This is a genomic window from Rhodococcus sp. H-CA8f, from assembly GCF_002501585.1.
Taxonomy (GTDB): Bacteria; Actinomycetota; Actinomycetes; order Mycobacteriales; family Mycobacteriaceae; genus Rhodococcus_F; species Rhodococcus_F erythropolis.
The window spans coordinates 209,647-223,130 of the sequence record NZ_CP023720.1; the positions used below are offsets into that span (position 1 = coordinate 209,647).

Sequence of the window (13,484 nt, forward strand, 5' to 3'; positions counted from 1 at the left end):
GAACCTAAATCAGGCCTCGTCGGCCCGGCGTCTAGCTACGCCTCATCGGCTCCGATGATGAACGCTTCGAGCTCGATGCGAGCCTTGTCGTCGGCCATCTGGACCGGCGGGGACTTCATCAGGTAAGCGGAAGCCGGGTAAACCGGTCCACCGATGCCGCGGTCCTTGGCGATCTTGGCTGCGCGGACGGCGTCGATGATGATGCCGGCAGAGTTGGGCGAATCCCAGACCTCGAGCTTGTACTCCAGGTTCAGGGGAGCGTCACCGAAGGCGCGGCCTTCGAGGCGGACGTATGCCCACTTGCGGTCGTCGAGCCACTCCACGTAGTCCGAGGGACCGATGTGGACGTTGCGGTCGTGAACCTTGCCGGCAAGTGCGCCGGTCAGGTTGGACGTCACGGCCTGGGTCTTGGAAACCTTCTTGGACTCCAGGCGATCACGCTCAAGCATGTTCTTGAAGTCCATGTTTCCACCGACGTTGAGCTGGTAGGTGCGGTCCAGCACGACGCCGCGGTCTTCGAACAGTTTCGCCATCACGCGGTGGGTGATGGTGGCGCCGACCTGGCTCTTGATGTCGTCGCCGACGATCGGGACGCCGGCGTCCTTGAACTTGGCAGCCCACTCCGGGTCGGAAGCGATGAAGACGGGCAGGGCGTTGACGAATGCCACGCCTGCGTCGATCGCGCACTGTGCGTAGAACTTGTCAGCGTCGTCGGAACCGACGGGCAGGTAGGAGACGAGGACGTCGACCTGAGCGTCCCTGAGTGCCTTGACGACGTCGACGGGCTCGGCGTCGGACAGCTCGATGGTCTCGGCGTAGTACTTGCCGATGCCGTCGAGGGTCGGGCCACGCTGAACGGGAACGTCCAGGGGCGGGACGTCGGCGATCTTGATGGTGTTGTTCTCGCTCGCGAGGATCGCCTCGGAGAGGTCGAAGCCGACCTTCTTGGCGTCGACGTCGAACGCAGCGACGAACTGCACGTCGCGGACGTGGTACTTACCGAACTTGACGTGCATGAGGCCGGGGACCGTCTGGGTCTCGTCGGCATCCTTGTAGTAGTGGACGCCCTGAACCAGGGACGAGGCGCAGTTACCCACGCCCACAATGGCTACGCGCACCGCGGTGCTGTTCTCACCCATGGTCGGGTTCTCCTTCTTTCCGGGATGTTCCTGTTGTCGATTGCTCGGCTGCGATCAATTCGTTGAGCCAACGCACTTCGCGTTCACTCGATTCGAGTCCGAGCTGATGGAGCTGACGGGTATAGCGGTCCAGCGATCCGCTGGCCCGACCGACGGCCTCGCGGAGCCCCTCACGGCGCTCCTCGACCTGGCGTCGCCTGCCTTCGAGGATCCGCATCCGCGCTTCTGCGGGGGTGCGGCTGAAGAAGGCGAGGTGAACGCCGAAACCGTCGTCGGTGTAGTTCTGCGGCCCGGTGTCGGCGACCAGTTCGGTGAACCGTTGCCGACCTTCCGGAGTGAGCTGGTAGACGCGACGCGCCCGACGCTTGAGCGTGCCGGTGGCAGTGTCGACGTCTTCCGAGATCAATCCGTCGGCTTGCATGCGCCGCAGTGCCGGGTACAGCGATCCGTACGAGAACGCGCGGAATGCGCCGAGCAGACCAGTGAGCCGCTTACGCAGCTCGTATCCGTGCATCGGTGACTCGAGGAGCAGCCCGAGGATTGCGAGTTCGAGCAACTGACAAACCTCCCGAGTCGTTGAACCTAACCGCTTGATGCGATAACCAACTATATCGCGCCGATATATAAAACCACACTGCGGCCCGATACGTGTACCAAGGTGTCACGGCTAGATCAGGGGGTGAACGGGTAGATCGACATGATTTCCCCGTCGAGGCCAGCGGTCAGGTACCCGCTTTCGTCGAGGTCGTTGCCGACGTGGATCTCGATGGTCGGCACGGTTTCGGCGCTTCCGACAGAGACGTACCGAGTGGTCGGATTTTGCACCGACGTTGTGGTTCCGGCGCCGTCGAGCAGGGCGATCACGATGCGAGGATCGAGCTGTGTGACGTCGATCTGTGTCACGCCGGGTTCGCGCGATCCTCCCGAAGTCGTGTCCTCGAGGTCGCCTCGGTAGTAACTGTCGAGGCTCTTGCGCTGCGCAGCAGGATCGGCGCGCGTTACGCGTGCATAAGTGGGATAGATGGTCATCTCGTCGACCAGTCCGCTGCCGTACTCCGTTTCGATGGCACGGAACATCGCCCCCAGGCCGTCGACGGTGTGCAACTGTGGCTCGGGGCTGGAGAAGATCGTGACGTCCGACGCCACATATTTGATTCCGAAGCCGATTGCCGACACCAGTGACAGAGCGATGATCGCAAGGGCGATCAAACGCGTGTCGAGCGAAGGTTCTTTCCGGAGAACAGGCAGAGACGCTTCGGTCTGCAGATCGGACGTCAAATCTTCGAGATCGCCGAGAGTGACTGCCACCGCGGCGAGTTCGGTCAATTCGTCGTGCTCGGTCGCCGTGAGTTGCCCGTCGGCGAAGGCGGAGTCCAGCACTGCGCAGGTAGCCTCGCGATCGGCATTGCGAGCGCGGGTGGTCCTGGTCAGATCGTTCGGCATGTCCGGGGCCTATCGAGGAGTGAAGGGAGACAAGCGGATCGGGCGTCCGTCAGGCGTCAGGTCCATCCACCCGCTCGCGCCGAGGTTGTTGCTCACGTAGATGGAGACGCGTGGATCATCGCTCGACGAACTCATGCTGATGTGTGTGATCTCGGCGTCGGGAACATTGAGATTTGCGGATGCTCCGGCCAGGTATCCGGCGAGCTTGTCGATGTCGACGGCAGCGAGGTCGAAGGTGACGGTGCTGGCCGCCCGGGTCGACGTGCTCTCGCGTGGTGTGAAACCGCCTCGAAAGTCGATGTCCTCCTCCAGATTCGGCGAGATAGCGGCGGCGCGAGTAACGCTTGCATAGCCGTCGTAGAAGTTGACGGAATCGATTATCGTCGTGCCGTACTTGGTGCTGTATTTTGTGATAAATTCCCCGATCCCGCTTGCGGTGACGGTGTTCAGTGTGGAACTCACAATGGGGGCAAGCGGTTCGACGTTTTCGGCTGCCGCCGGTGGAGGCGGTGGGGGTGAAGGGTCGGCGGACAAGGTGAGGTACCCGATCAGGCCGGCGAAGATAGTCGATGCGGCTGCGAGGTACCAGATCTTGTCGATACGACGAACTTTGGCAACGGCGTTGCGCAGCGTTGCTTTCTGCAGATCGCGGACCAGTAGATCGAGCTGGCCGAGGGTGGTCGCGGTCATGGCCGCAGCCGTCCGGTTGGCGTGCTCGTCGACCGTGATCTGGCCGTCGGACAGAGCCGTATCGAGAACGGCGCAGGTATCGGATCGGTCGACGTCGCGCGCACGGGTGCGCGTAGAGGTAGTAGTCGGGGACCCACTCACCGGCTCACCCTAGCTCCCGTACGGGTAGGAACGAGAGATCTCGCCCCACGGAGTGACCTCGATGCGTCCATCCTCGCCGTGGATGTTCTCCGCGTAGATCGCAATCTCCGGGACACCGTAGCTCGCGTTGAGGATCACGGCGGTGATCGTCGCGTCCGGCACTTTGATGAATTCGCCGATGTTTTCCATGAACGGCGTGAGTTTGTCGATCTGGATGGAGCCGAGGTCGAACGTCGGCTGATCGCTTCTGCGAGGGGTGTTGTTCGGCTCGATCTGGAATCCACCCCAGAAGCTGATGCGCTGGGTCTGAGCCGGTGCACCGGGTGCTGCGCGTTGGACCGAGGAATGCTTCTCGTGGAAGCTCGCGCCGTCGACGAACATGTCGCCGAACTCTTCTCGATACCTCTCGATAAATGCGCCGATACCCTCGGGAGTCAATGTGTCGATGTGTGCGATCAGGATCGGTTCGACGGTCGGCTCCAGCACCAGGGTGGTGGTCGGCAACGGTGGCGCGAGGGAAGTAGTGCTGGCATAACTGGCGGTGATGTCTTCCGAAGGCGTCAATGGTGAGCGACTCCAGGCCACCGCGGCGACCGCGCCGACGACGATCAGAGCAGCGCCACCGATGTACACGGCCTTGCGCGTCACCGACGTCCGAGGCGCCGTTGTGGTATCGATCTTCGGCACCTGCAGATCGTTGACCAGGCGCGCGAGCTCGAGCAGGGTTTTCGCGGACCTCGCCTTTTCGGTCCGTTCGAAGTAGTCCTCCGCGCTCAACTGCCCTTCGGCGTACGCGGCGTCCAACACATTGCACGTTTCGACGCGATCAAGATCACGAGCACGCGTCATCGGGGAACGGGAAGACTTCACAGGAAGTGATCGTAATGGCTGGTCGCCATGCGTCCGGACCGCAAAATGTGTTCATCGTGACCCTCCCGAACCGTCCGTGGCGGCACGGACGCACGTACGCTGGTCAGGTGCGGATACAGCGGCAAGTTGTGGACTACGCGCTCGCGCGTCGGTCTGTGCTGGCCGAAGTGTCTGCGGGTAGGACCGACGTCAAGCAAGTGTGTGACGCCGATCCGTACCTACTCAGAGCCGCGAAGTTCCACGGCCGGGGCAGCGACGTCGTCTGCCCCATTTGCCGCAAGGAACAGTTGACGCTCGTGTCCTGGGTGTTCGGCGACAAGCTCGGTCAGGTTTCGGGATCGGCCCGAACCTCGGACGAGCTCGCTCGGCTTGCGGAAACAGCAGAGGAGTTCACGGTGCACGTTGTAGAGGTGTGCCGTACCTGCAGTTGGAACCACTTGGTGCAGTCCTATGTGCTCGGCGCAGTACCTGCGCCGCCGCGACCGCGGCGAGCACGCCCACCAAGCCGGCGCACCGCCAGCGAGTAACGCCACACCCGAAGAAGGGCCCGATCGAAGTCTGCACGTGATCGGTCCGTGACCACTGGAGATTTGATTCGTGAGTTCCCCCAGCAACAACAACCCGGGAGGCAACAACCCGGGTGGGCGTCCCGTCGGTCCCAACCGTCCCGCCGGACCTCCTCAGGGTCGTCCGCCGCAGGGACGTCCGATGGGTCCACCACCGCAGGGTCCGCCTCCGCAGGGACGCCCTCCGATGGTTCCGCCCCCTCAGGGTCGTCCGCAGCAAGGCCGTCCGATGGGACCCCCGCCGCAGGGTCGTCCGCCGCAAGCCCGACCTTCGGGCCCGCCTCCTCAGGGCCGCCCCGCCGGTCCCCCTCCTCAGGGTCGTCCGCCGCAAGGCCGACCTGCCGGCCCGCCGCCTCGGGATCGCGCCGCAGGCGCTCAGGCAAACGAACCGACCCAGCGCGTCGCGGCAGCAGCAGCGACCACCCGTACCAACGCGGGCACCCGCCCGCCGGTCGGACCTCCGCCGACGAAGCCGCCGACAGGTGGCTCCGGTGGCGGTGGCAACGACGGACAACCCCCGAAGGGAAGAAAGAGCACCGTGAAGAAGAAGTCCAAGTGGCGCACAGTTCGCCGCTCGGCCTACGTCTTGGTGGCGCTCGGTCTTGTTCTGCCCGTCCTTGCCTTCATGGCGGCGTACATCGTGCAGGACGTCCCCAAGCCAGGTGACCTCAAGACCAATCAGGTGGCGACGGTCTTCGCCGCCGACGGCACCACGGTGATCAGTACCGTCGTCCCGCCGGACGGCAACCGCGTCGAGGTTTCGCTCGATCAGGTACCGCTTCACGTTCGGAACGCCGTTCTGGCCGCAGAGGACCGCGATTTCTACTCGAACCCGGGCTTCTCGATCTCCGGTTTCGCACGCGCAGCCCGAGACAACGTCCTCGGTCGCGACAGTGCCGGTGGTGGCTCGACCATCACGCAGCAGTACGTGAAGAAGGCGCTCGTCGGCTCGGAGCGTTCGCTGACGCGAAAGATGAAAGAGCTCGTCATCTCCTCGAAGATGGCCAACGAGTGGTCCAAGGACGACATCCTCGCCGCGTATCTGAACACCATTTACTTCGGTCGCGGCGCATACGGCATCGGCGCAGCATCCAAGGCTTACTTCGGCAAGCCCGTCGACCAGCTGACCATCGAAGAAGGCGCCGTCCTGGCATCGTCGATTCAGCTTCCGTCGCTCCTCGATCCCGAGACCAACCCGACCGGCGCGAAGTCCCGTTGGGATTACGTGCTCGACGGCATGGTGTCCGCCGGCACGCTGGATCAGGCCGCGCGCACGCCGATGCAGTACCCCGCCTACATCCCGCTCGCCCAGGTCGACAACAGCAGCCAAGGCTCGACCGGACCCGAAGGCCTGATCAAGCGTCAGGTGCTCAAGGAGATCGGCGACGCCGGAATCAGCGAGCAGTTGCTCAACACCGAGGGCTTGCAGATCACCACGACCATCGACCCGCAGGCTCAGGCCGCAGCGGTCGAGGCAGCCCGTTCCAACATGGAGGGTGAGCCGGAGAACCTGCGCACCGCCGTTGTATCGGTCGACCCGAAGACCGGAGCCGTCAAGGCGTACTACGGCGGTGAGGACGGCGCGGGATACGACTTCGCGAATGCCGGACTTCAGACCGGTTCCTCGTTCAAGGTGTTCGGCCTCGCGGCTGCCCTGGATCAGGGAATCCCGCTCTCGCAGATGTACGACAGCTCGCCGCTGACCGTCAACGGCATCTCCATCGGCAACGTCGAAGGTGAAAGCTGCGGCACCTGCACCATCGCAGAGGCGCTCAAGCGTTCGCTGAACACCAGCTTCTACCGCCAGATGCTCAGCCTCGACGGCAACGGCCCGCAGGCAATCGCGGACATCGCACACCAAGCGGGCATCCCGAAGGACATCCCGGGCGTCGGCCCGTCGCTCACCGAGGCTGACGGTTCCGGTCCCAACAACGGCATCGTGCTCGGCCAGTACCAGGCCCGCGTGCTCGACATGGCGTCGTCGTACGCGACGCTCGCCGCATCCGGCACGTATCACGCACCGCACTTCGTCCAGAAGGTCGTTGCCGCCGACGGCACCGTGCTGCTGGACCGCGGCGCACCCGCTGGTGAGGACCGCATCGACGCTGCCGTGGCGGACAACGTGACGGCTGCGATGCAGCCGATCGCGGCGTACTCGCGCGGTCACAACCTGGCCGGCGGACGTCTGTCGGCGTCGAAGACAGGTACTGCGCAGCTCGGTGACACCGGAGCCAACAAGGACGCATGGATGGTCGGCTACACGCCGTCACTCTCGACCGCGGTCTGGGTCGGAACTCCCGACGGTGAAGCGATCACCAATTCCGGTGGCGCGATGATCTACGGCTCGGGTCTGCCTTCGGACATTTGGAAGGACACGATGGACGGCGCCCTCGATGGCACCGACAACGAGAAGTTCCCGACGCCGGGCAAGATCAACGGCCAAGCCGGTGGTGTTCCGGAGTACACGGCACCTGCACCGCCCAAGACGTCGGCGCCGCCGACCACCGCACCGACGACGACGGAAACCACTCCGCCGCCCGTGGTGACGACGACGCAGGTCGAGGTTCTGCCGGGCATCACCATCCCGATTCCGGGGATCTCCCGGCCGACGACAACCACGCCGCAGGTACCAGGGGCAGGCGAGACCACCGAGGAAGAACCGGCAGGTGTGAGCCCCGGCCAGTAGTTGGAGGGTGGTCGGTTCGAAAGACGGTAACCTCGCGGAGTGGCCGCGAATGCTGATGATGCCGAACCGACCTCCCCCGCTCCGCTGGCCGAAGATCTTCGTTCGGCGGATTGGCGGGACGTTCCCAGTCGCAACGACGCGATGGTGTCTGCGCTGTCGGGAACCGTCGGCGGTCCGGTAGGTCGTCACGCACTGATCGGACGCACTCGCTTCTTCACCCCGATGCGAGTGATCCTTCTGCTCGCCGTGGTGTTTTTGGCTTTCGGCTGGTTCGCGAAGGCCGGCTGTATTCAGCAGGCGCCGGTCGGCGAGAGCGGGCAGGTCGGCCTCGACTGGAGTGGCAGCCGTCAGTACGTGGCGATGTGTTACTCCGACACCGTTCCGCTGTACGGAGCCGAACGCCTCGATCAGGGAGCATTCCCGTACAAGACGTCGTGGGAAGAAGTACGCGGCGACGGTTCGATCCAGATGCGGTACATGGAGTATCCGGTCATCTCGGGGCTCTATCAGTACGGCGCGATGAAGGTCGCCAAGGCGTGGGATTCGATCACCTGGCTGCCGGGCGCGATTCAGGTGGCGCTCTATTTCAACGTCGTGGCGTTCGGGTTGGCGTTGGCGTGGCTGGTCACCGTGTGGGCGAGCACCCTGCTGGCCGGACGACGAGTGTGGGACGGCGCGCTCATCGCGTGTTCCCCGTTGGTGATCGTGCACGTGTTCACGAACTTCGATCCTCTGGCGACGGCGTTCGCGGCTGGCGGGTTGTTGGCGTGGGCACGCAAGCGGCCAGTGCTCGCGGGAATCCTGCTCGGCCTGGGCGGCGCCGCGAAGCTCTACCCGCTGCTCCTACTCGGACCGCTTTTCGTCCTGTGTCTGCGCGCGGGCAAGACGAGGGACTGGCTGGTGACCGCACTCAGTGCCGTCGCGGCATGGCTTGCGGTGAACCTGCCCATCGCCGCGCTGTACCCGCATGGTTGGTACGAGTTCTTCCGGCTCAACTCCGAGCGCGGGGCCGATCCAGATTCCCTCTACAACGTGATCGCGTCGTTCACGTCGTGGAAGGGCCTCGACGGTCCTCTCGCACAGGGCGAGTCACCGTCGAATCTCAACGCCGTCTCTCTGCTTTTGTTCGTGGCCGTCTGCATCGGTGTCGGATACGTCGCCCTGACGGCGCAGCGTCGTCCGCGCGTTGCGCAGTTGTGCTTCCTGTTGGTGGCGGGCTTCTTGCTCACCAACAAGGTGTGGAGCCCGCAGTATTCTCTGTGGCTGGTGCCGCTGGCCGTGTTGGCCTTGCCGCACCGCAGACTCCTGCTCGCGTGGATGACCATCGACGCCCTGGTCTGGGTTCCTCGAATGATGTATTACCTCGGGGTGTCCAACAAGGGGCTGCCCGAGCAGTGGTTCACCGGAACCGTCGTGATCCGGGACATCGCGGTACTCGTTCTGTGCGCGCTGGTGCTCCGTCAGATCTACCGGCCGTCGGAGGATCTCGTGCGGTACGGGTTCATCGACGATCCGGCGGGCGGTGTTCTCGATCAGGCTCCGGACAAACAACCTGCCTGGCTACCCGGTTGGTTGAAGCCGTCCAAGGCGAAGGAACCGGAAACCGTCGCGGTCTGAGGTCACCACTCGTCGAGGGTGGTGTACCCGTCCTGGACCGCGCGGGCGAACAACGCTGCCTTCGTGGGAGCCGGCCGCCCGACGTCGCTGTACTTCGTGCGTACCCGAGTGATGTGTGTGTTGACGGTGCAGACGCGTAGGCCGAGTGTCTCGGCGACCTCGGACTTGGAATCCGAACGAAGCCAGGCGAGAAGTACTTCGATCTCGCGGACGCTCAGCTTCGGCTTGTGCTTGCCGTGCTTGGGGTTGCCGACTCGGGACACGTTTGCCTCGATCTTCGGAGAAAAGCCGATTGAAGACATGCGCGCAGCGCCTTTCGACGGAGGGAATGGGCGTCGACTGCCGTATTTGCAGAAGGGCTGCTGAGATGGGGCGCGACTGAGAACGAGTATTTCGATCTAGGCGTCTCAGTGGAACGGACGCAACTCTCTCGATACAGAGTCCATACAACGGACAAATCTCCTACCTGCTCCGATAGAGTGCCTCGCTATGAACTCGAAGGCGGAAGCCGGTAGGCGCAATCAGGTCGATCCGGGCCAGATCGAGTCGCGTGGACAGTTTGCTGAGGCGCTCACGGCGTTGCGGAAGGCAGCCGGACTGACGGTCCGCGAAGCCGTCGAGCGTTCGGGTGGTTTGCACGGAACCGTCAGCGGATGGTTCGCCGGCCAACACCTGCCGACGCCGGCGAGTACCCCGATGTTTTTTGCGCTCCTCGAGGCCTGCGGTGTCGACTCCGAGGATGAGCGGCAGCGCTGGATCGGTGCGGTGCAACGAGTGAGGCAGCTGACGGCCAGACGACGCGGCGACGCCACCGTTCCGTATCGAGGTCTCGAATCTTTCCGACAAGAGGACGCCGAGTGGTTCTTCGGTCGAGACGAACTCACTGCCAACTTGGCCCAACGGGTGGCGTCGGCGATACGAGGTGTCGGCCGCAGTCAGTTCATGGTGATCGGTGCTTCCGGATCGGGTAAGTCGTCGTTGCTGCGGGCCGGACTCGCCCCCAAGGTTGCCGAGGGCGATTCACGGTTCGACGGCTGGCGGGTGGAAATCCTGCAGCCGGGTACGGGAGGAATTCCGTCGTCGATTTCCGACGAACCAACCGTCTTGATCCTCGACCAGTTCGAGGAACTGTGGACGCAGTGCGACGGTGATCGGCGCGAGGAAATACTGCGGACTCTCGCGGAACTCGGTGAGAACACCATCGCCGTCATCGGAATGCGCGCCGACTTCTACGGTCTCGCGGCGGAGGAACCGCTTTTGGTGCCGCTGCTCGACGATTCGCCGATGGTGGTCGGGCCACTGACCGACGAACAATTGCGCGAGGTGATCGTCGAGCCGGCGGTCAAGGCCGGGATGACCGTGCAGAGCGAATTGGTTCAGGTTCTGGTCTCCGAGCTGACACCACGCGGCTCGCGTACGGCGAGCGACCCCGGAGCTTTGCCCTTGCTGTCACACGCACTGTTGGGGACCTGGCAACGGTCGACGCGTAAAACTCTGACCGTCTCGGATTACTACGCCACCGACGGGATTGCCGGAGCCGTCCAGCAAAGCGCGGAGGAAGTGTACGGCGAGCTCACAGAGCGGCAGCAGCAGTTGGCGCGCAGGATCTTCCTCCGATTGGTCAACGTCGACGAAGTGACGCAGACGCGTCGGCGTGCACCGCGCACCGAACGCTTCCTCGGTGACGACGTCGACGACGTGAACACCGTCATCGACCGGTTCGCCTTACGGCGCCTTCTCACCGTCGACGAAGAGACGGTCGAGGTTTCGCACGAGGTCTTACTGTCAGCGTGGAGTCGGCTTCGCGATTGGATCGACTCGGACCGCGCCGGCCTGGCGGTGCATCGCCGGTTCACCTACGCGGCGCAGGTGTGGGAAGACAGTGGACGCGACCCCGGCGCGCTGCTCGGACCCGCACGTCTTCACCTGACGGAAGAATGGCTGAACTCGGGTGAACTCGGTCTCCCACTGGAACCGAGTCGGACCCGCGCCGCCGACCTCAACGCCACCGAGCGGGAGTACCTCGCTGCGAGCATCGAGCATCGTGATCAGCAGGAATTTGCCGATCGCCGACGTACACGCGTTCTGCGACGGCTCGTGACTGCGTTGGCAGCTGCGTCGGTGATCGCTCTGGTGTTGGCGGTGGTTGCGACCGTCGCCGGTATCGGAGCCAATCGTCAACGTGTCCAAGCAGATACCGCGCGAGACGAGGCGATGTCGCGTCAGGTGGCCACCGAGTCGATCAGGATGCGCGAGCGGGATCCGTCGCTGGCGTCGCAGCTTGCTCTGGCGGCATTTGCGGTCAACGAAACAACCGAAGCCCGCTCGGCATTGCTGGATGCGTCGGGCGTTCATTCGGCTACTCGCATCATCGGACCGCCCGGCGCGATGAAGGCCCGGATAAACCCAGCCGGAACTGTTGTGGCGGTGGGTGGTTCGGATGGGAAGGTCAGACTTTATCCGATGGTGGACGGTGTGGCCTCAGCTGTTCCGCAGGCGGAGTTCCTCGGAGTCTCGGAGGGCACGGCGCTCTTTGCCGTCGCCTACAGCCCGGACGGACGGCTGCTTGCGACCGGTGGCGCCGGCGGCGCTGCGCTGTGGGACGTGTCGGATCCCGAGAATCCGGTCCGTGGAACTCTTCCCGTCGACGGTGAACGCGTAGTGCAGGACATGGAGTTCAGTCCAGACGGAACCAAGCTGGTCGCCGGTACCTCGACGCCCGACGTCCTGCGATGGAACATCGACGTTTCCGCGAATGCCGTTGCTTTGCCTGCTCTTCCGCACCCAGCTGACGGCATCGTCACCTCGACGTTCAGTCCTGACGGACGTTTCCTCGTGGCAGGCGGGCGTCAATCGACACTTCGTGTGTGGGACGTCGCGAAGTGGGGTGAGGAATCGGCGCCGATCTTCGCGACCGAGCCGAACGGCACCACCGTCCACTACCTCGGTGTCGCCTTCAGTCCGGACGGACGCGAGCTTGCGGCGGGAACCACTGGCAGGGAGGTGGTTCGGTGGGACATGAGCGATCCGGCGCGCCCCACTCCCCTGCCGGCACTGACGGGATTTTCCAGCTACGTCAACGAACTCAACTACGGCAAAGACGGAACACGTCTTGCCGCAGGAAGTTCCGACAACTCCGTGCGCGTGTGGGACCCACGAACCGGGGCGTTGATCGAAACACTTCCGGACAGTGGGGCGGTGACCACCGTCGACTACAGCGACGACGGCCGCAACCTGGTCACCGGAGGACTCAACGGTGTGACTCGCGTGTGGGCTCTACCGGGTCCGGTCTGGGCGGGACCTCGGGACACGATTTTCACCAGTCCCTTTGCCGCGGACGGCTCGCGTCTGGTGGCCGGCGTCGGGGCCAGGGGTGGCGCGATGTTGGCGTGGAACACCGAGGATCTCGATCGCCCCGCGGTGATGCCGGAGTTGAAACCGCAAGGGGACGACTCTTTCAGCGGTGCGTCGGCGGTGTCGGCAGACGGGAACCTGGCTGTGAGCGGCACCGGCGGCGGCGGTGCATATCTTTGGGACCTGAGTGATCCGGCGTCGCCACGGATCTACAGCGAACCCGCGGTGTACGTGAAGGGCATCGTGGCGGTCGTCGCGTTGAATCCCGCCGGAGATCTGCTGGCGGTGTCCTCGCAGGACGACAACAGCATTGCGTTGGTCGACGTTTCCGATCCATCGGAACCGAAGCTGCTGTCGTCGACCGATGTCGGCTCTTACCCGCAGATGATGGCATTTCAACCGGGCGCCGACATCCTGGCGATCGCGAACGCCAAGAACGAAGTGGATCTGTGGGATGTGTCGAACCCAGCGTCGCCCCGGGTGGCGGCGACGGTGGGTGGATTCGAAAGTTACGCACTAGCAGTGTCTTTCAGCGCCGACGGGACGTTGTTGGCCGCCGGAAGTGCGGATCACAGGGTCGCCGTGTGGGACGTACGCACACCGTCGGCACCCGAGGAGCTCGCTCGTCTTCTCGGTCCCGAGGGCGCAATCTATTCGATCTCGTTCAACCGCGCCGGTGATCGGCTCGCTGCCGGTGTCGGCGACGGAACCGTCTGGCTCTGGGATATCGAGACCCCCTCGCGGTCAACACGATTTGCGACGCTGTCCGCCTACCCGGGTCGCGTCAACGACGCTCAGTTCGCCGGCGAGAGTGACATGATCGCGGGCAGCGGGTCGGACAAGACCGTTCGCTTGTGGGGAATCGACCCCGACAGCGTCGTTGATCGATTGTGCCGCACCGCAGGATCTCCCATCACGGAAGCCGAATGGGAGCGTTACCTGCCCGGTGTTCCCTATCAGGATCCGTGCGCCGGCTGA

At 64.1% G+C, this 13,484-nt stretch carries 10 protein-coding genes; 4 read left to right on the forward strand and 6 right to left on the reverse strand.

Annotated features, from left to right (window positions below; genetic code table 11):
* Nucleotides 1-35 precede the first annotated feature (35 nt).
* From CPI83_RS00940 to CPI83_RS00960, 5 genes are all read right to left on the reverse strand, one after another.
* Complete coding sequence (locus tag CPI83_RS00940; protein ID WP_092765873.1) at nucleotides 36-1,139, reverse strand: inositol-3-phosphate synthase; 1,104 nt, start codon at nucleotides 1,137-1,139, stop codon at nucleotides 36-38.
* The gene (locus CPI83_RS00945) at nucleotides 1,132-1,695 is read right to left on the reverse strand and encodes a PadR family transcriptional regulator (RefSeq protein ID WP_003946014.1); all 564 of its coding nucleotides are present in this window, start codon (nucleotides 1,693-1,695) and stop codon (nucleotides 1,132-1,134) included. Before CPI83_RS00945 ends, CPI83_RS00940 begins: the two co-directional genes overlap by 8 nt.
* A 116-nt stretch (nucleotides 1,696-1,811) precedes the next feature.
* Entirely contained in the window at nucleotides 1,812-2,582 is a 771-nt protein-coding gene (locus CPI83_RS00950) for a DUF1707 domain-containing protein (protein WP_092765872.1), read from the reverse strand.
* 9 nt (nucleotides 2,583-2,591) lie between these two features.
* Nucleotides 2,592-3,413 carry a DUF1707 domain-containing protein gene (locus CPI83_RS00955; RefSeq protein WP_092765871.1) on the reverse strand — a complete coding sequence of 274 codons (822 nt, stop codon included), beginning with the start codon at nucleotides 3,411-3,413 and terminating at the stop codon, nucleotides 2,592-2,594.
* Between the two features lie 9 nt (nucleotides 3,414-3,422).
* Nucleotides 3,423-4,262, reverse strand: coding sequence for a DUF1707 domain-containing protein (locus CPI83_RS00960; protein WP_092765870.1), 840 nt, complete (start codon nucleotides 4,260-4,262; stop codon nucleotides 3,423-3,425).
* Nucleotides 4,263-4,390: 128 nt separating this feature from the next.
* Here CPI83_RS00960 and CPI83_RS00965 point away from each other — a divergent pair, with 128 nt between their 5' ends.
* The 3 genes from CPI83_RS00965 (at nucleotide 4,391) to CPI83_RS00975 (ending at nucleotide 9,152) form a co-directional block, all read left to right on the forward strand.
* On the forward strand, nucleotides 4,391-4,810 hold the full coding sequence (locus CPI83_RS00965; protein ID WP_042448217.1) for a DUF5318 family protein: 420 nt from the start codon (nucleotides 4,391-4,393) through the stop codon (nucleotides 4,808-4,810).
* Nucleotides 4,811-5,387: 577 nt separating this feature from the next.
* Nucleotides 5,388-7,535, forward strand: a complete 2,148-nt coding sequence (locus CPI83_RS00970; protein ID WP_019746057.1) for a transglycosylase domain-containing protein — start codon at nucleotides 5,388-5,390, stop codon at nucleotides 7,533-7,535.
* Nucleotides 7,536-7,574: 39 nt separating this feature from the next.
* Nucleotides 7,575-9,152 carry a glycosyltransferase 87 family protein gene (locus CPI83_RS00975; RefSeq protein WP_029256732.1) on the forward strand — a complete coding sequence of 526 codons (1,578 nt, stop codon included), beginning with the start codon at nucleotides 7,575-7,577 and terminating at the stop codon, nucleotides 9,150-9,152.
* 2 nt (nucleotides 9,153-9,154) lie between these two features.
* Here the strand turns inward: CPI83_RS00975 and CPI83_RS00980 are convergent, their stop codons facing one another.
* Nucleotides 9,155-9,454: a LuxR C-terminal-related transcriptional regulator gene (locus CPI83_RS00980; protein WP_020909716.1), complete on the reverse strand. Its 300-nt coding sequence runs from the start codon at nucleotides 9,452-9,454 to the stop codon at nucleotides 9,155-9,157.
* Between the two features lie 187 nt (nucleotides 9,455-9,641).
* On the opposite strand from CPI83_RS00980, the gene CPI83_RS00985 reads away from it, so the two are divergent.
* Complete coding sequence (locus tag CPI83_RS00985) at nucleotides 9,642-13,484, forward strand: helix-turn-helix domain-containing protein (protein ID WP_097386649.1); 3,843 nt, start codon at nucleotides 9,642-9,644, stop codon at nucleotides 13,482-13,484.